24 protein-coding genes are annotated in these 21,282 nt (G+C 46.3%); 11 read left to right on the top strand and 13 right to left on the bottom strand.

Annotated elements, in window-relative coordinates; genetic code table 11:
* Positions 1-14: 14 nt before the first annotated feature.
* The 7 genes from rlmM to pomA form a co-directional block, all read right to left on the bottom strand.
* Positions 15-1,106 carry a 23S rRNA (cytidine(2498)-2'-O)-methyltransferase RlmM gene (gene rlmM, locus GT360_RS03745; RefSeq protein ID WP_164647576.1) on the bottom strand — a complete coding sequence of 364 codons (1,092 nt, stop codon included), beginning with the start codon at positions 1,104-1,106 and terminating at the stop codon, positions 15-17.
* Positions 1,103-1,519 (bottom strand): DUF423 domain-containing protein, encoded by a 417-nt coding sequence (locus GT360_RS03740; RefSeq protein ID WP_164647575.1) that lies wholly within the window; start codon positions 1,517-1,519, stop codon positions 1,103-1,105. The genes rlmM and GT360_RS03740 overlap by 4 nt, the downstream gene beginning before the upstream one ends.
* Positions 1,512-2,132 carry an alpha/beta fold hydrolase gene (locus tag GT360_RS03735; protein WP_164647574.1) on the bottom strand — a complete coding sequence of 207 codons (621 nt, stop codon included), beginning with the start codon at positions 2,130-2,132 and terminating at the stop codon, positions 1,512-1,514. Before GT360_RS03735 ends, GT360_RS03740 begins: the two co-directional genes overlap by 8 nt.
* Positions 2,125-3,033 (bottom strand): transcriptional regulator GcvA, encoded by a 909-nt coding sequence (locus tag GT360_RS03730; RefSeq protein ID WP_164647573.1) that lies wholly within the window; start codon positions 3,031-3,033, stop codon positions 2,125-2,127. The genes GT360_RS03735 and GT360_RS03730 overlap by 8 nt, the downstream gene beginning before the upstream one ends.
* Positions 3,034-3,588: 555 nt before the next feature.
* Positions 3,589-5,037, bottom strand: a complete 1,449-nt coding sequence (thiI, locus tag GT360_RS03725; protein ID WP_164647572.1) for a tRNA uracil 4-sulfurtransferase ThiI — start codon at positions 5,035-5,037, stop codon at positions 3,589-3,591.
* Positions 5,038-5,297: 260 nt separating this feature from the next.
* Entirely contained in the window at positions 5,298-6,239 is a 942-nt protein-coding gene (locus tag GT360_RS03720) for a flagellar motor protein MotB (RefSeq protein WP_164647571.1), read from the bottom strand.
* A gap of 16 nt (positions 6,240-6,255) precedes the next feature.
* Positions 6,256-7,017 (bottom strand): flagellar motor protein PomA, encoded by a 762-nt coding sequence (gene pomA, locus GT360_RS03715; protein ID WP_164647570.1) that lies wholly within the window; start codon positions 7,015-7,017, stop codon positions 6,256-6,258.
* Positions 7,018-7,354: 337 nt separating this feature from the next.
* On the opposite strand from pomA, the gene xseB reads away from it, so the two are divergent.
* Genes xseB through dxs form a run of 3 tightly spaced genes read left to right on the top strand, consistent with a single transcriptional unit; the run spans position 7,355 to position 10,385 of the window.
* The gene (gene xseB / locus GT360_RS03710) at positions 7,355-7,597 is read left to right on the top strand and encodes an exodeoxyribonuclease VII small subunit (RefSeq protein WP_164647569.1); all 243 of its coding nucleotides are present in this window, start codon (positions 7,355-7,357) and stop codon (positions 7,595-7,597) included.
* A 15-nt stretch (positions 7,598-7,612) separates the two neighbouring features.
* Positions 7,613-8,497: a (2E,6E)-farnesyl diphosphate synthase gene (gene ispA / locus GT360_RS03705; protein ID WP_164647568.1), complete on the top strand. Its 885-nt coding sequence runs from the start codon at positions 7,613-7,615 to the stop codon at positions 8,495-8,497.
* A gap of 22 nt (positions 8,498-8,519) precedes the next feature.
* Entirely contained in the window at positions 8,520-10,385 is a 1,866-nt protein-coding gene (gene dxs, locus GT360_RS03700) for a 1-deoxy-D-xylulose-5-phosphate synthase (RefSeq protein ID WP_164647567.1), read from the top strand.
* 95 nt (positions 10,386-10,480) lie between these two features.
* Here dxs and truC read toward each other — a convergent pair whose 3' ends face one another.
* Together truC and GT360_RS03690 are read right to left on the bottom strand one after the other, a co-directional pair.
* Complete coding sequence (truC, locus tag GT360_RS03695; RefSeq protein ID WP_164647566.1) at positions 10,481-11,230, bottom strand: tRNA pseudouridine(65) synthase TruC; 750 nt, start codon at positions 11,228-11,230, stop codon at positions 10,481-10,483.
* A complete protein-coding gene (locus GT360_RS03690; protein ID WP_164647565.1) occupies positions 11,221-11,535 on the bottom strand; it encodes a YqcC family protein in 315 nt (104 codons plus the stop codon). Before GT360_RS03690 ends, truC begins: the two co-directional genes overlap by 10 nt.
* 90 nt (positions 11,536-11,625) lie before the next feature.
* Between GT360_RS03690 and GT360_RS03685 the strand changes: the two genes are divergently transcribed.
* Together GT360_RS03685 and GT360_RS03680 are read left to right on the top strand one after the other, a co-directional pair.
* Positions 11,626-12,666, top strand: coding sequence for a DUF3549 family protein (locus GT360_RS03685; RefSeq protein WP_164647564.1), 1,041 nt, complete (start codon positions 11,626-11,628; stop codon positions 12,664-12,666).
* Entirely contained in the window at positions 12,667-12,966 is a 300-nt protein-coding gene (locus tag GT360_RS03680; RefSeq protein ID WP_164647563.1) for a DUF3301 domain-containing protein, read from the top strand.
* Here GT360_RS03680 and GT360_RS03675 read toward each other — a convergent pair.
* Positions 12,926-13,450 carry a GNAT family N-acetyltransferase gene (locus tag GT360_RS03675; protein ID WP_164647562.1) on the bottom strand — a complete coding sequence of 175 codons (525 nt, stop codon included), beginning with the start codon at positions 13,448-13,450 and terminating at the stop codon, positions 12,926-12,928. The genes GT360_RS03680 and GT360_RS03675 overlap by 41 nt on opposite strands.
* A gap of 854 nt (positions 13,451-14,304) precedes the next feature.
* On the opposite strand from GT360_RS03675, the gene GT360_RS03670 reads away from it, so the two are divergent.
* Together GT360_RS03670 and GT360_RS03665 are read left to right on the top strand one after the other, a co-directional pair.
* Complete coding sequence (locus tag GT360_RS03670) at positions 14,305-14,592, top strand: hypothetical protein (protein ID WP_164647561.1); 288 nt, start codon at positions 14,305-14,307, stop codon at positions 14,590-14,592.
* Positions 14,589-15,041: a YaiI/YqxD family protein gene (locus GT360_RS03665; RefSeq protein WP_164647560.1), complete on the top strand. Its 453-nt coding sequence runs from the start codon at positions 14,589-14,591 to the stop codon at positions 15,039-15,041. Before GT360_RS03670 ends, GT360_RS03665 begins: the two co-directional genes overlap by 4 nt.
* Before the next feature lie 103 nt (positions 15,042-15,144).
* Here GT360_RS03665 and GT360_RS03660 read toward each other — a convergent pair whose 3' ends face one another.
* Entirely contained in the window at positions 15,145-16,734 is a 1,590-nt protein-coding gene (locus GT360_RS03660; RefSeq protein ID WP_164647559.1) for an AbgT family transporter, read from the bottom strand.
* A gap of 330 nt (positions 16,735-17,064) precedes the next feature.
* Here GT360_RS03660 and tsaA point away from each other — a divergent pair, with 330 nt between their 5' ends.
* From tsaA to GT360_RS03640, 4 genes are all read left to right on the top strand, one after another.
* Positions 17,065-17,760 carry a tRNA (N6-threonylcarbamoyladenosine(37)-N6)-methyltransferase TrmO gene (gene tsaA, locus GT360_RS03655; RefSeq protein ID WP_164647558.1) on the top strand — a complete coding sequence of 232 codons (696 nt, stop codon included), beginning with the start codon at positions 17,065-17,067 and terminating at the stop codon, positions 17,758-17,760.
* A 92-nt stretch (positions 17,761-17,852) separates the two neighbouring features.
* Positions 17,853-19,568, top strand: a complete 1,716-nt coding sequence (locus GT360_RS03650; protein WP_164647557.1) for a proline--tRNA ligase — start codon at positions 17,853-17,855, stop codon at positions 19,566-19,568.
* A 133-nt stretch (positions 19,569-19,701) separates the two neighbouring features.
* The gene (locus GT360_RS03645; protein WP_164647556.1) at positions 19,702-19,908 is read left to right on the top strand and encodes a YaeP family protein; all 207 of its coding nucleotides are present in this window, start codon (positions 19,702-19,704) and stop codon (positions 19,906-19,908) included.
* Positions 19,908-20,099, top strand: a complete 192-nt coding sequence (locus GT360_RS03640; protein ID WP_164647555.1) for a DUF4250 domain-containing protein — start codon at positions 19,908-19,910, stop codon at positions 20,097-20,099. Before GT360_RS03645 ends, GT360_RS03640 begins: the two co-directional genes overlap by 1 nt.
* Before the next feature lie 87 nt (positions 20,100-20,186).
* On the opposite strand, the gene GT360_RS03635 is transcribed toward GT360_RS03640, so the two are convergent.
* Positions 20,187-20,429 carry a DUF3622 domain-containing protein gene (locus GT360_RS03635; RefSeq protein WP_164647554.1) on the bottom strand — a complete coding sequence of 81 codons (243 nt, stop codon included), beginning with the start codon at positions 20,427-20,429 and terminating at the stop codon, positions 20,187-20,189.
* A 179-nt stretch (positions 20,430-20,608) separates the two neighbouring features.
* Positions 20,609-21,151 (bottom strand): DUF3332 domain-containing protein, encoded by a 543-nt coding sequence (locus GT360_RS03630; RefSeq protein WP_164647553.1) that lies wholly within the window; start codon positions 21,149-21,151, stop codon positions 20,609-20,611.
* Positions 21,152-21,282: the final 131 nt, after the last annotated feature.

Here is a 21,282-nt window from a genome sequence, read left to right as displayed (position 1 = left end):
AGCCCCTTTTGAACTTAACGCGGTGAGATATTCGACAAACACTGAATGTGCACCGTGATCTCTTCTCGATCGTGGTACAGGTGTTTGGCTTGCATCTTAAACTTCACACCATTTTCAATCATGAAATATTTTAGATTCTCGATGTCTTCGAGTACTTCATCGTAACGGCCTTTCATTGGCAATTTGAGGTTAAAGATCGCTTCTTTCGCCCAACCACGGATGATCCACTCACCCATCAGTTGTGCAACGCGCGATGGTTTCTCCACCATGTCACACACTAGCCAAGTCACATTTTTACGGGCGGGTTCGAATTTAAAACCGTCTTCTTGGTGGTGTTTCACCTGGCCCGTATCCATTAGGCTGTCTGCCATCATCCCGTTATCAACCGAGTGCACGAACATCGAGCGCTTTACCAACTGATACGTCCAACCGCCTGGACAAGCACCTAAATCTACGCCCCACATACCCGAAGCAAGGCGTTCATCCCACTCTTCACGTGGAATGAATACATGGAATGCTTCCTCTAGCTTAAGTGTCGAGCGACTTGGCGCGTCTGCTGGGAACTTAAGGCGTGGGATACCCATAAAGAACTGCGAGTTGTTAGTGACAAGTGAGTAACCAATGTAACAATGACCCGGTGCCACAAAACAGATGTGCAATACTGGTTTCTTCGGGTTATCTTTCGCCAGCAATAAACCCTTTCCACGCAATGCTTGGCGCATCGGGACCGTAAACTTACGACAAAACTTGAGAAGCTCTTTTGCCTCGTTGGTATCCGGGGTTTCAATGCGTAGGTCACCACAACGCGGGAAGCCTTCCACCTCAGACAACTGTTCCAAGATAGGTGAAATGCGGTCTGCGGTTGGGAGATCTTGCAACTCAGCTGCGACAGCGAAAATTTGACGAGCGAAGATCAGCGATTTGAAATCCAGCTCTTTAACTAAGCGCTCTGCATCACCGGTTTGGTAGCACTCAAATAGCACGTAACCTGAGTTGTTTTTGACGCGAGGAAAACCAAACACCTCCAGCTGAGTGGCTTTGTCCTGGATTTCACCAGCACACTCTTTTTCAAAGCCTGAACGGCAGTAAAGCATTAAGTGTTTCACAAGTTATCCTCGTTAATATGTGTAGATTGATATTGCAGAGCTGCGAAAACAAACAGTCCCCAGCCAATAATAAACAATAGACCACCTAATGGAGTTATTGGACCAAACCATTTGATGCCCGTTAGCGCCAACGCATATAGGCTGCCACTAAAACAAAGGGTGCCGATAATAAAGCAAATTGCCGCTCGGGAAAAATGCTTTTTACCCTTGTCAGCCATTGAACGCTGATTCATGACGACTGCACAGAGCAAAATGCCAATTCCGTGGATAAATTGGTACATCACCCCTGTTTGAAATACATCAAGCAGGTAGGGAGATAGGACCGCTTTAAGCCCATGAGCGGCAAACGCGCCTAACATCACGCCTAAACCACACAACGCGCCGCCTATCGCCAGCAATAGAGAACTAGACATGGTTATTCTCCTTAATAAAAGTAGCGGCTTTTTGCGCGGCTAATGTAAGGTTTCCTGGTTCAGTGAAACCTGAGCGTTTACGCGGCTTAAAGCTATGGTCGCCATCAGGAATAAACACAACACCAACCGACGAAGCCAGTTTGAACTCAGAGAGCTCTTGTTTGGTGCCAAAAGCGTCACGCTCTCCTTGTAAAATAAGACATGGCTTTTCAATTGTGGCTAGATGATCACCTTTATAGTTTTCTGGTTTACCTGGTGGATGGAAAGGAAAGCCCATACACACCACACCGGTCACACTTGGGTGTTCCGCCAGTAGGCTAGCCATGCGTCCTCCCATCGACTTACCGCCGATAACCACCTTCCTTGGCGCAAATGACTCTATGACTTGAGTATACGCTTCCAATAGCTTAGGCGCTCTATCTGGAGGACGACGTTTACCATCTTCCGCTCTCTTCACCATATAAGGAAAGTTAAACCGAACTACATGAATATCTTGAGCCGCTATTTGCGCTGCTACTTGCGACATAAACTCATGATCCATACCAGCGCCGGCGCCATGAGCAAAGATAAACACAGGGTGCTCCTCGTGACCATCGGTAATCCAGTTATCCATTGAGGATCTCCTCCTGCTCACTCTTCGCCTTAGCAATCATCCAGTCACGGAACGTGGCGATACGCCCCATGTCTGCTTGCTTATCATGGCACACGACATAAAAGGCATTGGGCGTCAGTAAAATCTCATCAAATGGTGCGATGAGACGGCCAGCGTCCAACTCAGGTTGGGCGAGGACATTGTTACCCAACGCAATACCCTGACCATGAGCTGCTGCCTGCAAGACCATTGTGGTATGACTGAAAATAGGGCCTTGGTTAACATTCACTTCCGTAAGATGGTTCTCTTTCACAAACTGTTTCCAACCTTTACGTGAGGTATTGTGTAACAGAGTATGTTGAGATAGGTCAGCTAATGTTTCTAGTGGCTTTTGCCCAAGCAATAATGTGGGAGAACAGAGGGGCATTAGATACTCTTGATAGAGCTTATCAGCACGCAACCCACCCCAGCTCCCGCGACCATAATAAATCGCCACATCAACGTCATCGGTCAGTGAGCCTTCGTCCATATCCACGGCTTTAATGCGTACATCAATATCCGGCTCTTGCTGATTAAAATCAGCCAATCTTGGAACAAGCCACTGAATAGCAAAGCTTGGCGGCATAGCAATGGTTAAAGCCCCTTTCTCACTGCGCTCAAGCACCTTATCCGTAGCTTCGGCGATTGAGGAAAAAATATCTTTAATGTCAGTAAAGTAGCTTTGACCTTCCTCGGTCAGAAGCAGTGAACGGTTGCGGCGGCGAAATAGCTTTAAACCCAAAAATTCTTCAAGGGCTTTTATCTGATGGCTAACAGCAGCTTGGGTAACAAACAGCTCTTCTGCTGCACGCGTAAAGCTCAAATGACGAGCGGCAGCTTCAAAGACTTTTAGAGAATTGAGCGGGGGGAGTCGGCGTGACATAGACGGATAACTTTCCATTAGTTTTTTTAATCTGAAACATTATAAATTGTCCGTTGCTTGGCGGCTAGAGAAATTCTATATTTCACCCCGTAGCAAGAAGCCTGAACGGCTCAGTTCTCTCTAGAATTGATTGGCTTATTGCTGCGATGTTGTGTTTGCAAAACTCGCTTTTCGAGTTTAGGTAGAATTCTACCATTCGTTTAGTGGTCACCTCCTTGACGGCTAAACCATACTTCCTGTATTCATTTTGACCTGTCTGTCAAAAAGATATTTAACACCGCCTCCCTAAGGCGGTGTTTTTTTATATACGCAGGTCTAACATGAAGCTCAACTCCATACCTATACCTCGATCGATACCCGACACGCTGTCATACTGAATTTATTTCAGTATCTAGCCAAGCATGCCGTATTGACCCAATAATTCATTGTAAGCAGATCCTCACACGAGTTCAGGACGATAATCCACTAGGAAAACACACTGCTAAAAACAAGCACAAAAAAACGCAAACCGTATAACGATTTGCGTTTTATCTGTTGCATACGTTGAGATGCTCTCTAAGGGCGATAAACCTTAACGTTGTTAAAGCCCTGCTCTTGCAGGTACAGTGCTTGTAGACGGCTCATTACGCCACGGTCACAGTACAGAAGGTAGGTCTTCTGTTGGTCAAGATCACCAAATTGAGTACCTAGCTTATAGAAAGGCAGATGCTTCACATCGACACCATCAATTTCTAACGGGCTCTCATCCTCTTCTTCTGGGCTACGAATATCCAGAACAATCGCGTTATCTGTGACGTCTTGAACCTGCTCAACTTCAGGAGCGGCTTCTTGGCTCTCTTTTTCAATGTCACGGATATCCATCACACGAGCCTCGGTGACCACTTTTTCAAGCACTGAGTAGTCGAACTTCTCTTCTTCGGCTTCCAGCTTCGCTTTCACGGCTTTCACTGTTGGCTTACGTGAAATCACGCCACAGTACTCAGGCATAGTTTTAGCGAAATCTTCCGTACCGATGATACGAGAAAGATCAATGATATCTTCTTTGTCCCAGTTGATGAGCGGGCGCAAAATCAATGTATCAGTCACGACATCGATATGACGGAGGTTAGTCAGAGTTTGGCTCGATACCTGACCAAGGGCTTCACCAGTCACTAGAGCTTGAATACCAAATTTTTCAGCAATCATGCCACCCGCGCGCATGAACATACGCTTAAGTACCACGCCCATCTGACCGTCATCAACCTTCTCGAGGATCTCAGCCACAACAGGCTCAAAGTCAACCGCGATAAACTTCACTTTTGCCGATGAACCGAACTTGTTCCATAGGTAGTGAGCCACTTGCTTCACACCGATCTCGTGTGCTGGGCCACCCAGGTTAAAGAAGCAGTAATGTGTTTTTGAGCCGCGCTTGATATGTAAGTAGCTCGATACGCCTGAATCGAAACCACCAGAAATCAAACTCAGTACATCTTCTTGCGTACCAAGAGGGAAACCGCCAAGGCCTTTATGACGCGCGATCACTTGGTTTAGTTTGTCACCTGCGATCTCAATTTTCACTGTGACATCTGGCTTATGCAGTTTAACGCTTGCTGATTCAACCGCTTGGTTCAAACCACCGCCGACGTAACGCTCAAGCTCGATCGACGTAAAGTCATGCTTACCACGACGCTTAGCACGCACCACGAACGTCTTGTTTTCGATATTTGGTCGGTTTAGTTCTAGAACCTGCTCGAAGATATCGTGCATATCGGTAAAGTCAGACTGCTTCACTTCCAATACATGGTGAATACCAGGCGTGGTGGTTAAAATTTCAATCACTTCATTGAAGTACTGGTCGCTTTCCGACGTCACTTCAATGTGATCACGGCGGTTAAATACCGCTACCGACTCAGTGCGACGCTGAATGATGTTACGAATGTTGCACTCTAGAATTTTAGTGAAGCGCTTACGGACAGATTCACTTTTAACAAAAATTTCTGGATGGGGCTTTACAATAAATTTCATAACTATTTCGCCGTTTTGTTCGTAATCGAATACATAAGAGCACTGAGTGGTAGACCTGCTTAGGCTCTATAAGCATAGCAACTCTTACTACGCTGTATTATCAATTTGGTCTAAAACCAAGCCTGTCGAACAAGTCCCTGTCTGGATTGGTCTTTTAAAGGTCGGTGAGTATACATGACGCTCACAAGTCAAACAACAAAGTGACACGCACAAAAAAGGCGAGTTTTTCAACTCACCTTTTCACATCAAAAGTGCCAGGGCTACTCCGAGACTTCAACCTCATCACTATACAGAGGTTCCCCTTGCATAATGCTGATTTCGACCCGGCGATTGCGCGAACGCATTGCCTCATTGTCATTTGGCACTAAGGGCTTGGTATCTGCAAGGCCTTGCACGCGCATTCTGCTATGTGGGAAGTCACGTACCTTTTCCATCTCTTGCGCCACAGAAACCGCTCGCTGAGAAGATAAATCCCAGTTAGAGCGATAGAGCTCGGAATCCAAACGCTGGTTATCTGTATGGCCAGAAATGCTGATCATACCCGGCACGTATTTCACCAAATCCGCGATCTGGCGAACCAATGGACGAAACTTGGGTTGTAAGAACGCGGACCCCTCTGGAAACGCCCCCTTCTCTCGAATACGAATCACAATCTGTTGACCGAGGTTTTCCACCTCTAGCGCGCCGCTTTCGATCTCTCGATCCAGTGCTTTTTTGATGGACTCTTCCAACGTATCCATGTCTTGAGCCATGGCCTGAGCCAACTGCTGATTCATCTCGGATTCTACATTTTGATTGTTCTGCGTCGATGTTTCTGGAGATTGGCCACCATCAAGCTTACCGGCATCGCGCTGAGCGCCACCCGCTCTATCTGACTCACCCTCATGAAACTCAAGCGTCTGCTGAGTGATGTCCATCGTCTGTTGCATAATGACATCAATTGGTGTCGGCTCTGGTCGCCCCGGCCTAAACTCTTGAGCAATAATGCTGGTGCCTTTGGGAATATCTTTCACCTCAAGTCTATTCTGTACGCCGAATGCAAACTTCATCGAACCTGCAATCTGTTTAAACTTGAGAACATCCATTTCGGAAAACGACAGCAAGAGTACAAAAAAGCACATCAAGAGTGACATCAAATCCGCGAAGGTTGACATCCACGCCGGTGCACCGGGTGGTGGGCATTTGCAATTTTCTTCTTCCATCACCACTCTCCCATTGCTATCCGTCAACGCCTAATGAGCGCTTGCCTTCATTGAGGTAGTTCTTCAAGTAGCTGTCAATAACGCGTGGATTTTGTCCATCCTGAATAGCTAATACACCATCCATAATTAAACGACGGTTTAGTGTCTCTTGCTCTCGGCGCAAAGCTAACTTATCTGCTATCGGGAAAAAGACCATGTTCGCTAAAATGGCGCCGTACAGCGTCGTTAGTAGAGCAACTGCCATTGCTGGCCCAATTGCCTTTGGGTCATCCATATTAGATAGCATTGCGACCAGACCAACTAGCGTACCAATCATACCCATTGCAGGGGCTACTTCACCATACGAGCGAAAAACAGCACCACCGAAATCATGTCGGGCATCAGTCAAACCAATATCTTTTTGCAAAGCCGCTCGCACCACATCTGCATCGTGACCATCGACGAGCAAGTCGATACCTTTTTGCATAAAGCTGTTATGTATTTCCATCTCTTCAAGTGCCAAGAAGCCACCTTTACGTGCCGCATCTGCCATTTCGACGATTTTTGCAATCAGGTCTTCAGGTTCCTCAGCCTTGAACATAAAGGCTTTCGCAGCAATTTTAGCGGCTCCCAGAAACTGACCGATAGTGAACTTCATCAAGACAACAAAGGTTGAACCACCCACAACGATCAAGATGGACGTCACATCGACAAACATTGAAATACTGCCGCCTAGCACCATTGCCATGATTACAAAGGCAAAACCACCTATCAGCCCTATCAGGGTTGCTAAATCCACTCAATGCTCCTCGTCTTTTTCATCTGCGCTTAAATTTGCCGGCTATCAGCGAGTCCGTAAACCGCAGAATTCTTGTTACTTGTTTTAGTCGCAATATCTTACGCAGAGTAAACTGCTTTAAAAGCTTTATCGGCATGTGAAAGGTAACTTTTAATGAAATTGTGCGTTTTTTTACACTACGGCCACAAAATGGATGTGAACAAACGAAAATTCAGGCATTTATCGCCAATAAAAGTTAACTTCAAGGTCCGACTTTTGCGACAAAATCTGCTGATAAGTTTGACCAAGCCCCTGCCCTGATGTAACTTGCGAGCATCTATTAAATAAGAGATATTTCATGGCTAGCAAGAAACCAGAGAATATGAGCTTTGAAGCAAGCATAGAAGAGCTTGATGGCTTAGTTGAACAGCTTGAAAACGGTGATTTAGCCTTAGAAGACGCTCTGAAAAAATTTGAGCGTGGCATTGCCTTAGCACGAGCAAGCCAAACAAAATTAGAGCACGCTGAACAACGCGTTAGCATTCTGCTCGAGCAAGGACAAGACGCTGAACTTAGCGATTTTCATACTGAACAAGAATAAGTAATAGATACCTCTATGATTGCGGCTTTAAGCGAACTCCAATCGCGTAACAACCAACAACTGGATGTTTGGTTATCTCAACTCCCTCATCAAGACAACGCGCTCATCCAAGCCATGAAATATGGCCTACTTCTTGGTGGTAAGCGTGCCCGACCATTTTTGGTCTATGCTGTAGGCACTATGCTTGGTCAATCATTAGAAGATCTGGATACACCAGCATCTGCGATTGAGTGTATTCACGCTTACTCTCTAATCCATGATGATTTGCCAGCAATGGATGACGACGAGCTGCGTCGTGGGCAGCCGACCTGTCATATCAAGTTTGATGAGGCGACCGCTATTCTTACAGGTGATGCCCTACAAACACTTGCCTTCACCATTTTAGCTGACGGTTCACTTGCACCCAACGCCGAGTCACAACGTATTAAAATGGTATCGGAGCTGGCAAAAGCATCTGGGGCGCAAGGAATGTGTGTTGGCCAAAGTCTTGATTTGAGTGCGGAGGACAAACTCGTTTCTCTTGCTCAGTTAGAGGAGATACACCGCAACAAAACCGGTGCGCTGATTCTATGTGCAGTGAGATTGGGCGCCCTTGCGGCGGGTGAAAAAGGCATTCAAGTACTGCCAGCCCTAGAACGATATGCCAAAGCAATAGGCCTTGCCTTTCAGGTTCAAGACGACATTCTTGACGTGATTGGCGATACAGAAACTCTTGGCAAGCCACAGGGCTCAGACCAAGCACTGCATAAAAGTACCTACCCGGCTCTGCTCGGCTTGGAAGGCGCTCAACAAAAAGCGGGCTTACTGCTCGAAGAAGCACTGCGTGCATTAAACGAAGTGCCTTACGATACAACATTATTACAATCTTTTGCTCAATACGTGATTGAGCGAAAGAGCTAAACCAATAAGTGCGCGAATTAGAATGACATTAGATATTTCAAAATATCCAACACTCGCTTTGGCAAACACTCCAGATGAACTTCGCAGTCTGCCGAAAGAGATGCTGCCAAAACTGTGTGAAGAGCTACGCACCTACCTACTGAATTCCGTTAGTCAGTCTAGTGGCCACCTGGCTTCTGGCCTTGGCACAGTCGAGTTGACGGTTGCTATTCATTACGTCTACAACACCCCATTTGACCAGCTGGTATGGGATGTCGGCCACCAAGCCTATCCGCACAAAATTTTAACTGGTCGTCGTGAACAGATGTCCAGCATTCGTCAAAAGAACGGTTTACACCCATTCCCTTGGCGCGAAGAAAGTGAATACGACACCCTCTCGGTCGGTCACTCATCGACGTCGATCAGCGCTGGCCTAGGTATGGCGATCTCTGCGGCGAAAGAAGGCAAAAATCGAAAAGTGGTGAGTGTCATCGGTGATGGCGCCATCACAGCAGGTATGGCATTTGAAGCCATGAACCACGCAGGTGATGTTCATCCAGATATGCTGGTGGTGCTTAACGACAATGAAATGTCGATTTCAGAAAACGTTGGAGCACTGAACAACCACCTAGCGCAACTACTATCAGGTAACTTCTACACCTCTATTCGTGAGGGTGGTAAGAAGGTTCTCTCTGGCGTTCCTCCAATTAAAGAACTCGTTCGCCGTACCGAAGAGCACCTAAAGGGCATGATGGTACCTGGCACTCTGTTTGAAGAGCTTGGCTTCAACTACATCGGCCCAGTTGATGGTCACGATGTCCTTGACCTAGTAAAAACACTCAAGAATATGCGCGACCTTAAAGGCCCGCAGTTCCTGCACATTATGACCAAGAAAGGCAAAGGCTATGAGCCAGCCGAACGTGATCCGATTGGTTATCACGGTGTCCCGAAGTTTGACCCGGCCCAGAGCAAACTGCCGAAAAGTGCGGGTGGCAAGCCAACCTTCTCCAATATCTTTGGTGATTTCCTGTGCGATATGGCGGCGCAAGATCCCAAGCTCATGGCGATAACGCCTGCAATGCGTGAAGGGTCTGGTATGGTGCGTTTTTCGAAGGAATACCCTGAGCAATACTTTGACGTTGCGATTGCAGAGCAACATGCGGTTACTTTAGCAACCGGACTTGCGATTGGTGGCAATAAGCCCATCGTTGCGATCTACTCGACCTTCCTACAACGCGGTTACGATCAACTGATCCACGATGTAGCCATTATGGATTTGCCGGTCATGTTTGCTATCGACCGCGCGGGACTTGTGGGCGCAGATGGTCAAACGCACCAAGGCGCGTTTGACTTAAGTTTCATGCGCTGTATTCCAAATATGGTCATCATGGCACCAAGTGATGAAAATGAGTGTCGTCAGATGCTTTATACTGGACATCAACATCAAGGACCGAGTGCGGTACGTTATCCTCGAGGTAGCGGCTGTGGCGCAAATATCGAGCAAGAGTTTACGGCTTTAGACATCGGTAAAGGTCGTACCGTTCGTCAGGGTGAAAACGTCGCTATTTTGAACTTTGGTACTTTCCTACCTCAAGCACTTGAAGCTGCTGAAACACTCAACGCAACCGTTGCTGATATGCGTTTCGTTAAACCGCTTGATGAAACCCTTATCACTGAGTTAGCAAAAACTCACGATGTGCTGGTGACATTGGAAGAGAACGCGATTGCAGGTGGTGCTGGTGCTGGCGTGATTGAATTTATGATGCAAGAAAAGCTAATGAAGCCAGTATTAAACTTAGGCTTACCTGATGAATTCGTGGCTCAAGGCTCCCAACAGGAGCTATACGAAGAGCTAGGATTGGACGCGAAAGGTATTCTCAATTCTATCGAGGCTTACCTCGCCAAATAATCATTGCCAATAACCAAAACGAAAAAAGCAGGCTCCGAATGAATGGAGCCTGCTTTTTTTGTCTCACGATAAAGCGAGTCATGGCTTCAACACGATCATGACGACGCTTCTACACTTTTCGGCAGTGCCCATTCAAATTGCTGAAACAGACTCATCCAAGTCTCATCAAAGCTCGCTTTAAGCTCCAGTTCCTCACCGGTAAATGGGTGCTTGAATGTTAGACTAGAGGCATGCAGCAACAAACGATGGCAATCATAATGTTCACGAAACAGTCGGTTATGCTTACCATCACCATGGGAGGTATCCCCAATGATTGGGTGGCTAAGATGATGCATGTGACGTCTCAACTGATGCTTTCGACCTGTCTTAGGCTTCATCTCGACTAGGCAGTAACGACTTGTAGGGAAACGCCCCGTCGAGTAAGGGACTTCCACTTTGGCTAATGGCTCATACTGGGTGATTGCTTCTTGCGCTTCTTTATCTTGATTGGCAAATTTGTCAGCAATTTTGTCCAGCTCGACTTTTAATGCGTAGTCGAGCGTATCCCCCTCTTCTATCCAGCCTCTCACGATAGCATGATAGGTCTTGACCATTTCATGATTGGCAAACATCGGCATCACGTGTGAAGCGACTTCACTTGATAACGCGAATACCAACACGCCCGATGTCGGTCTATCCAAACGATGTAGAGGAAATACGTGCTGGCCGATTTGGTCACGCAATGTTTGCATCACAAACTGGGTTTCATGTTTATCGAGCCATGAACGATGCACCAGCATGCCCGCTGGCTTGTTGACTGCGACCAGATACTCATCTTGATAAATAATCTCTAGCATTATGCGCACACCTCATCGATCTGGTTGAGAAGCAGAAGAATCGCTTGGGTCTCACCTCGATCTTTCCACGCCTCCTCAAAGTAAGGACTAATAGCAAAGCCCGATGGCAAGGATTGCTGCTGTTCAATCAACCACTTCATTTTCGGGATAAAGATCCACTGCAACCATTCAATTGGAGAGAGCGTATCGATAGCAAAGGGTTCGCTACTCATCAGCTTTTCCTGAGTTGGTGGCGCAACCTGCCAAAGAGACAGAGCATTTAATGCTTGTTCAAGCTGATTGAGAAGAGTAAGAAGACGATGACTGCGTGACATAGTTCACCAAGTAAATTGTATCTAGACCTTGAAAATGGCGCTAAGGATACCATTTAACAAGGTATTATTCTCTTTTTATACCGAGTGAACATGGAAACGCTGCATACCCTTACAGAGCTACTGAAGAACAGTGGTTGTGATTATCAAATCTACGATTTGGGACGTCGCATTCAACCTATCGACAACGCACTTTTTGAGAATGTCGAAAAAGAGCTTCAAGCCTACCCATACCCTGTGCAGCGTCAGGCACAAATAGCGATCGCCTACTGGAATAAATCCCAACAGCCTTGGATTTGGTTTCTAAAGTTCAACTTAGATGAGCGCGGTTTGCTCAAACAAGCCGATATTGGTCAGTTTATTAAATTTGTCCTCGAAGCCATGGGCTCGCGCTTAAGCAGTGACCTTACTGAAGAACAGCAACAAAAGCTCGCCAACAACCCTTACACATTCAAGCCAAGTGAAGACAAGATGGCCGTATTCCACAGCCAAATTCGCGCGCAGCTTGATCTTGAAACCAGTCAATATTATGAACACGCTCAGCACTACTTTAGTGGCGATCTGGGTTGGAATAACTGGCAAACCGTCGGCCTGCAGGGCATTACAGATATCGTCGCAAGACTAGAGCAATCGCAAAACCACGTCGCTCTGCGCAAGGCACTTGTCCACCTACCACCAGAGCCACTTTATGCTCTTTTGGGAGCACTGGAGCATGCCCCCCTTCCAGAAAAACTCGCTCAATGCCTGTGTGAAATAGCCTCCGCTCAAATCAACAGTGCAGAGCCTGACTTGTTCCTCACTTCAGCCATGGTCCGTGCACTCTCTGGCGCAACCGTTGAACAGGCAAAACCTCTCTATGAGGCCATTTTAGCGTCGCCTCGGTTGAGTCACCAAGAGGTATTGATTGGCATTGCTGGCAGGAGTTGGCATTGGTTATCTGAACCGAAGATCGCTGAAGAGTTTCTATTACGATTAGCTGAGAGCGGTAATCAAGCGCTGTTTAATCAGCTTTTTTCGGATTTAGTCATGCTGCCAGAGCTACGTATTGTGATGCTACCGCTACTTCATAGTAACCCATCACCACGGCTGGCTGATGCCCTCATCAAGCTACAAGCACATGCTAAGGGGAGTTAGATGATTGGAGACCTACTCGCTTTTCTCGGCTTAAGCTTTGCTTGTTTTTTGTTTTGGCAACAACGTCGCCAAGCAGAGTTAGCCAAAGCCGCGATTAAGCGTAAATGTGACCAGCTTGACTTGCAACTCGTCAGTATTGCATTGGGGGCACATAAACTAAAAACGCCAGCAGGGCGCTGGCGTTGGCATACGATATATCAATTTGAGTTTTCTGCTTTGGGTGATGATTGCTATGTTGGTGAGCTCATCATGATAGGGTTCAGACCAATGAACTTCTCTCTTCCACCTCATCGTATGTAGCCGCGCTATCAGTGCAAAACTGCAACTCGTAATATGGGCCAAACTCATCTTGGTTTTGGCCTAAAACTTCAAAGCCTAATTTGGCCAGCAGTTTAAGTGAGGCTGTATGGCCGATATTTACGGATGCCTTAACTTGCTTCAGGCCTAGGTGCTGTAACGCTTTCGGAAAGAAAGCTTGCAAGGCCTCTGTTGCAAGCCCCTGTCCCCATACGGACTTATCAAAGATAAACCCTAACTCAGGGGCAGTATCAAGTTCCGAAATAAATAGATGCCCAATGTACTCATTGGTACGACTCAACACAACAGCTGCTGCGTAGGTTGACTCATCCGTCAACATTGAGTCAAACAGTGCCTTGGCACTAGTAACTGTGTGCGGACCATTCATTTGAGCGCGGTTTTTAGGGCAGCAATTGAGCATAATGAACTCATTTCTGAACTCATTGCTATAGGGTAGTAACAGTGTTCGGCGAGTTACTAAAGTCACAAGATAGTCTCACTAATTCTTATTAATGACTGCGCATCACGTGGGTACACAGCCGTCGTTCGTATCTAAAATGGGTATATGAACTGAGAAGTAATTATTGCGCGAACTGACGAGATCTTGTTGGGCTCTACTTGTCGTGAGCCTTCTTTTAATATCGCTAACCGCTAGGTGTCGACTCACGGTCAAATCTGAGTAGCTAGATAAGACAAGCCCCGATACTCTCGTATCGGGGCTAAAGTCTTACTCGCAGCGATCCGGCTACAAACTATGCTCCATGCATCATCCGTAATAGTGCTGAATCCTTCAGCTTTCCATTCATCGCCTTACCTAGCGGTGTCCTTTACTTCCATAGTACTCTTCATCCGCGAAAAGTACTCGTCACCCTGTCCTTGAGTGGTGTCCCTTGCATTCATCCTAAATGCGAATCCTACTTCTTCCTGAAGCGCATCCTATTCGTCCTTGCCTTACTTCCTGTAAGTCTTTGTCCTTGGGCTTCCTGCAACAACAACCTTGTTAGTCTCTGCTTCTATTCCTGAAGCTAAAGTTTCTTCCTTAAATCGACTCCCTGTCGACACCTTTAATTTACTCCTTAGGAGTAACGTACTCAATGACCTTAAAATTATTCTGTTTTTTACCGAATACCTGTAAAACAACAAATAATCTATTTTTCATGCACTTACTTAAAAACACAGCTTAAAACTAACAAATGTAACTATAATTACGTACAACGCATGTAAGAGATCTCTCACATGCCATTACCTTTTTGTCCCAGCTATAAAAATACTCCCTATAAAGCCTGAGAATCGTTATCATGATGCTTACTCACTCAAGTCCCATTTTCGATAGGAAATCTGATGTTGACGAAAGATGTCACCCAAGAAATAGAGGCAGCAATCGAGCAAATTCATGCACTCGGTAAAGAGCCAACCGTCGCACTGGTGAAGAGCCGACTTTCTACTAGCGTGCCAATGCCTGCACTTATTGCCGCGATCAAAAGCTGGAAAAGCGCTAAACGTGTGCCCAAAGTAGAAGTAGCCGCTGCAACTCAATCGGCTGATCGCATTGAGCAGCTAGAAACAAAGATCGCGGCGTTGACTGCGCGTATTGAAGAGCTAGAAGCAAAGCTAGGAGACAAAGCATGACGATTTGGGTTGATGCTGACGCCTGTCCAAAAGTAATTCGTGAAACCATCGTTCGCGCAGCCGAACGCACAGGCGTAGAGTGTGTCTTTGTGGCTAACCATGCTATTCCACTCCCAAAGCGTAACAATATACGCTCTTTGCAAGTCTCTGCTGGCTTCGACATTGCTGATAACGAGATAGTTCAGCGCTGTGAAGCCGGTGACTTGATCATTACCTCAGACATTCCACTGGCTGACGAGGTGATTGCCAAAGGTGCACTAGCGCTGAGCTCGCGCGGTGAGCTTTATACGAAAGAAACCATCAAAGCTCGCCTGAACATTCGTGATTTTATGGATACAATGCGCTCCAGCGGTATACAAACGGGTGGCCCAACCGCCCTTAGCCAAACAGAGCGCCGAGAATTTGCTAATCATCTCGATCGCTGGCTTGCAAAACAGAAGCGAGCATAACTCCTTTCTCGTTTGCAACACGTCCTCTGCGAATAACAAGCACAAAAAAACCTGCCGCGGCAGGTTTTTTTCATAACTAGAGTTTGCTTGGATGTCTACGCTATTAAGGCGTGTAGTACGTGGCTGCGCCTGGACCTACTGGTAGACCTAGCACAAATACCCAAACATAGAATAGGAGTGACCAACCCACGATGAAGACAAGTGAATAAGGTAGCATCGTCGCGATCAGTGTACCGATACCTAGGTTCTTCATGTAGCGTGTAGCAACCGCAAGGATAAGACCAAAGTAGCTCATCATTGGTGTGATGATGTTAGTCGTAGAGTCACCAATACGGTATGCAGCCTGAATCGTTTCTGGTGCATAGCCAACAAGCATTAGCATTGGAACGAAGATAGGTGCAGTTACCGCCCACTGTGCAGAAGCCGAACCAATCATAAGGTTAATGAAGCCACACATTAGGATGAATGCGAAGAACAACATTGGACCTGTCAGACCAACACTCTGTAGGAACTCAGCGCCTGTTACCGCGATAACTTGACCAAAGTTAGTCCAGCTAAAGAAAGCAACGAACTGTGCTGCGAAGAACACCAATACAATGTACATGCCCATCGAAGACATCGACTTAGACATCGCGTCGATGACGTCGCGGTCCGTGTTCATTACACCCGTTACTTTACCGTAAACAAAGCCTGGAATCGCAAAGAACACAAAGATGAACGCTACAATACTTCTCAGGAACGGTGAACCAGAGATTTGACCGTCTGCAGTACGAAGAACACCATCAGCTGGAACCACTGTCCATGCAATCAGTGCACTGACGACTAGAATTGCGATACCTGCTGCTTTTAGGCCTTTCTTCTCAATATCAGTCAATTTGCCCATCGTATCGCCAGACAAATCTTCCGCTGCTTCTTCTTCGTTGTATTTACCTAGTTTTGGCTCAACCAATTTCTCAGTAACAAATGCACCAGCAAATGAGATGAAGAAAGTTGAAACGAACATGAAGTACCAGTTCACTTCTGGACCAACACGATAAGTTGGATCAATCATGATCGCTGCTGTTTCTGTAATGCCAGAAAGCAGTGGATCAACCGTACCAATTAGTAGGTTTGCAGAATAACCACCAGAAACACCGGCGAATGCTGCAGCAAGACCCGCTAATGGGTGACGACCCATTGAGTGGAAAAGCATTGCTGCGAGTGGGATAAGAACAACATAACCCAACTCAGAAGCCGTATTTGAAATGATACCCGCGAAGACAACGGTAACCGTTACCATGCGCTGAGATGCACCCATCACTAGGCCACGCATTGCTGCAGAAAGAAGACCTGAGTGCTCAGCAATAGCAACACCCAACATTGCAACTAGAACGGTACCTAAAGGAGCAAAACCAACAAAGTTTGAGACCAGATTAGTTACGATGCGTTCGAGGCCTTCAGCATTAAAAAGGCTAACAACATGGATCATGCCATCAGCTGAACGACCTGGTGCACCTTCAGGGCGAGGATCCATTACAGATACCTCAAAGTAACCTGCAATGCCTGAACTTACGAGAATCGCTAAACAGAAAATAGCGAAAAGTGTGATTGGATGTGGTAGTAGATTCCCTAAATACTCTACCGCATCAAGAAAACGCGTAAATAGCGACTTCTTTTGTGTGTTTGTATCTTTAATTGAAGCAGATGAACTCACCTGTTCCCTCCTTATTTTTTGTTGTGGCAATGTGCGAACGAAACACAAAGCCCGCGCAGATTACTTCAACACGACCAAGATTTGAAGAGTAGGAGCGACTTAAACCACAATAATTAACCAGAAAAAACGCATAAATTACATAAAAAACCTAAAAAAGGATAAAAAACCAACACAATATTAACCGTTACCCATCCTTTTGTATTCATTCATAACGTCAAGTTGTCACTTATAATTTTCTCAATAGCCACTACCACAAAGATCTAATTTCCGCCCGATAAAAAGAATTGGTTATAATGACGGCATTACATCTATTTTTTGTGAACTCGATCAATGTTCAACATTCAACCTATCGGTGTTATTCAAAGCCCTTATAAAGAGAAGTTTGCTGTTCCGCGCCAGCCGAGCTTAGTGAAAAATGCGACTTCACAAATAAAACTCGTTGGCGAAGCCAACACACCAGAAGCCGTACGAGGGCTAGAACAATTCTCACACCTGTGGCTGTTATTTATTTTCGATCAAAACCTTGATGCTGGCTGGAATCCGACAGTAAGGCCACCAAGATTAGGCGGAAACGAACGGGTTGGCGTATTTGCATCGCGTTCAACTTTTCGCCCCAATGGCATAGGAATGTCAGCCGTTGAGCTTAACGGTATAAAACAAGTCGGAGACCAAGTTTATATTGAACTGGGAAATGTAGACTTAGTGGATGGCACACCGATTGTCGATATAAAACCCTATATTCCCTATAGTGACTCAGTGGCCGAGGCTACGGGTGGTTATGCCAACGATGAACCTGATACACTTCCGGTCACCTTTTCATTGGCAGCACAGCAATGGCTAGAAGCCAGGCTCGAGGGTGAGAACGAGAAACTTGTGATAGGGCAAGTACTAGCGCAAGACCCCCGCCCAGCCTACAAAAAGAATAAACCTGACAACAAGGAATATGCGGTAAATTTGTACGATATGAACGTTAAATTCACCGTTACCGACAACTTAGTGACGGTTACCGACATAGAAGGCTTTTGACAAAGCCATTTGACTGATATTATACACGGCTAAATTTGATTCCCTCTTAAATAAGAGGGGCCCTTAAAACATGATGAAACGGATACCATAGAATGCGTACCAGTAACTATCTTCTTTCTACTCTGAAGGAGACTCCAAACGACGCAGAAGTCATCAGCCACCAGCTGATGCTACGTGCAGGTATGATCCGTAAGCTAGCTTCAGGTCTTTATACTTGGCTACCTACCGGTCTGCGTGTACTGCGTAAAGTCGAAAACATCGTTCGCCAAGAGATCGATAATGCAGGTGCAGTTGAGACTTTGATGCCCGTAGTGCAGCCGTTTGAGCTATGGGAAGAGACTGGCCGCAGCGAAAAAATGGGTGACGAGCTACTGCGCTTTACTGATCGCCACGAGCGTCCGTTTGTCCTTAGCCCAACCGCTGAAGAGGTTATCACTAGCCTAGTGCGTAACGAAGTGAACTCTTACAAGCAGTTGCCACTAAACCTATATCAGATTCAAACTAAATTCCGTGATGAGCGCCGCCCACGCTTTGGTGTGATGCGTGCACGCGAATTCTCGATGATGGATGCATACAGCTTCGATCTAGATAAAGAAGGTCTAGAGAAGTCTTACGAAGCAATGCACACGGCTTACTGTAAAGCATTTGACCGTATGGGTCTTGATTACCGTCCAGTGCTGGCTGACACCGGTGCTATTGGTGGTAACGGCTCTCACGAGTTCCACGTGCTAGCAGAAAGTGGCGAAGACCTTATTGCCTTCTCTTCTGAGTCTGACTACGCAGCAAACATCGAAAAAGCTGAAGCTCTCGCTCCTGCAACCGAATTGACAGCCCCAACTCAAGAGATGACGCTTGTTGACACGCCTAATGCGAAAACCATCGCTGAGCTTGTTGAGCAATTTGAACTGCCAATCGAAAAAACTGTTAAAACTCTCTTCGTTAAAGCTTCTGAAGAAGTCGATGCTGACATTATCGCGCTTATCATCCGCGGTGATCATGAGCTGAATGAAATCAAAGCAGAGAACCTAGCTGAAGTGGCTTCTCCACTAGAGATGGCGACAGAAGAAGAGATTCGCGCACTGATTGGTGCTGGTCCTGGTTCACTGGGTCCTGTTGGCCTTAAACTACCATTCATCGTAGACCGCACAGTTGCTGTAATGAGCGACTTTGGCGCAGGTGCCAACGTTGATGACAAGCACTACTTCGGTATCAACTGGGGTCGTGACGTTGAACTAGGTAAAATTGCAGACCTGCGTAACGTAGTGGAAGGCGATCCAAGCCCTTGTGGTCAAGGTGTAATCCAACTAAAACGTGGTATCGAAGTTGGGCACATCTTCCAGCTTGGTACAAACTACTCAGAGAAGATGAACGCTGGCGTGCTTGGCCCTGACGGTAAGAACACTATCCTTGAGATGGGTTGTTACGGTATCGGTGTATCTCGCGTTGTCGCTTCTGCTATTGAACAGAACCACGATAAATATGGCATCATCTGGCCTGACGCTCTAGCACCATTCCAAGTCGCTATCGTGCCAATGAACATGCACAAGTCAGAAGAAGTTAAGGAAGCGGCTGAGAAGCTTTATGCTGAGTTAACTGCAATGGGTATTGAAGTCCTGTTCGATGATCGTAAAGAGCGTCCAGGTGTGATGTTCTCTGATATGGAGCTTGTGGGTATTCCTCACACTATCGTTATCGGTGACCGCAGCATGAAAGAAGGCAACTTCGAGTACAAGAACCGTCGCACTGGTGATAAAACTGCCGTTGCAATGACTGACATTGTTGAACACGTTAAAGCGCAGCTAAGCTAATTTAACCACTGACAATTGCTTAATATCAAAGGGTTGACCACTAGTGTCAGCCTTTTTTGTATTTACCTTTCGCTCTGTGTATATTGAGCAGCAGTTAATTTAGGGTCAAACGACTAAAGAATAAGGAAAACACATGCAAGTTTACGGTTGTTGTGAATTAGTTCGAGAGCTTTATGCTCAAATTGGTAGCGGCGATCAAGCCTATGTGCCACAAGCCATTAGCTGTGCGGTGCGAGCACTCAATGATGTAGCAGCCGACGAGTCACTACCAAAAGAAGTGCGCGAAAAGGCAGCATTTGCGGCGGCAAACCTGCTCATTTCAGACTTTGAGGATAAATAATGAACCTAGCGAATTTCGAGACGATGGATCCTGTGATGCTAATGAGCATCGTCAACATGAAGTTACGCGATGATTTTTCAGGTGACTTAGACAAACTGTGTGCTTTTTTCGATATTTCTCGCGATGCTCTGATTGCTAAGCTCGCGACCGCTGGTTTTGATTACCTATCGGAAGCGGGACAGTTTAGATAGTGGTTGTGGATGCAGCCATCAAACACAGGCACCTTACGTGCATAAAAAAACCTGCACTAAGCAGGTTTTCTTGTATTAGGAAGCGAATTAAGCCTCGCTCGCTTGACGCTCTTTACGCTGAGCTGATTTACGCAGGTTACGCTCGGTTTGGTTTTTGATGAAACCAGCAAGCTCCTGCTCACCCCAAGCTTGCGCTTCGGCTTCGCTTGCAAAGCCCATTTGGCGTTTTGATACCGTTGTTTTGCGTGAAGTCACTTGACGAGTGATCTCTGCACACCAACCTTCGCGTTTTTCAACCACGCGAACTGCAAACTTTTTACTATTAGACATGACATTTCCTCAAAGGTCTGGCATCGCTTATTCAGTTAACCGGGTCCATATCTAAATAAGCCTACAGTGGTGAAATTAGCTATCTACATGAAAAATATAGACTTTCACCTATTCATACTCTACCATCCCTTGGCAAGGGCGCTATTAGAGCATATTCGCCGCCAAATCGGTAATGATTTCTATGACGCCGACGTGTTTGCGTACGCTTCTAGTTCTTGAATCGAGGTTTGTGCGATTGCATCACCATCCAAGAAGAACGTCACATCATCACCCTGCTTAACACCCACCAGCGTTGCGGTTTCGCCAGTGTTGTAGGTAATGTCCATCTGCAGCGTATTCTCGTCAATTTGCTGCATCTGTCCCTTTTCAATCGAGCGCATCTGAGTGATTGGCGGCACTGGCGCTTCTCTCAGAGAAGGATCAAGTTGGTGGTTTACTTCAATGTAAGTGTCTGTTTTTGTATCAAAGATATGTGGATTGCCGTTGATTGGGTTCTTACCCGTCCAGAACTCTAGTGAATTAAACACAATGTAGTCAGCCGCAACCGTAATACCGTAAACGGGAGCCAATAGCATGTTCAAGCCACCACGAGCGTAGCGGTTATCTACCGCCTTGACGTTGAACTCCATAAGTTTACCGGTTACCGCATTGCTACCAACACAACCAGATAAAGCTAACACGACGCCAGCTACCGCACCTATTTTTATGATTTTATTATTCATTTCTTTATTACTCACTGCTATCTAGAAATTGGCGCGAATCATACTGATGCGCTACCCAAACTCTGTTAGGGAATTGTCAATTATATGCATTCCTGATAACAAAAACGCCAGTCAAGTGACTGGCGTTCTAC

The sequence above is a fragment of the Vibrio astriarenae genome, from assembly GCF_010587385.1.
Lineage (GTDB): Bacteria > Pseudomonadota > Gammaproteobacteria > Enterobacterales > Vibrionaceae > Vibrio > Vibrio astriarenae.
The sequence above is the reverse complement of the archived record's forward strand: the minus strand, read 5'-3'. Positions and strand labels throughout refer to the sequence as shown.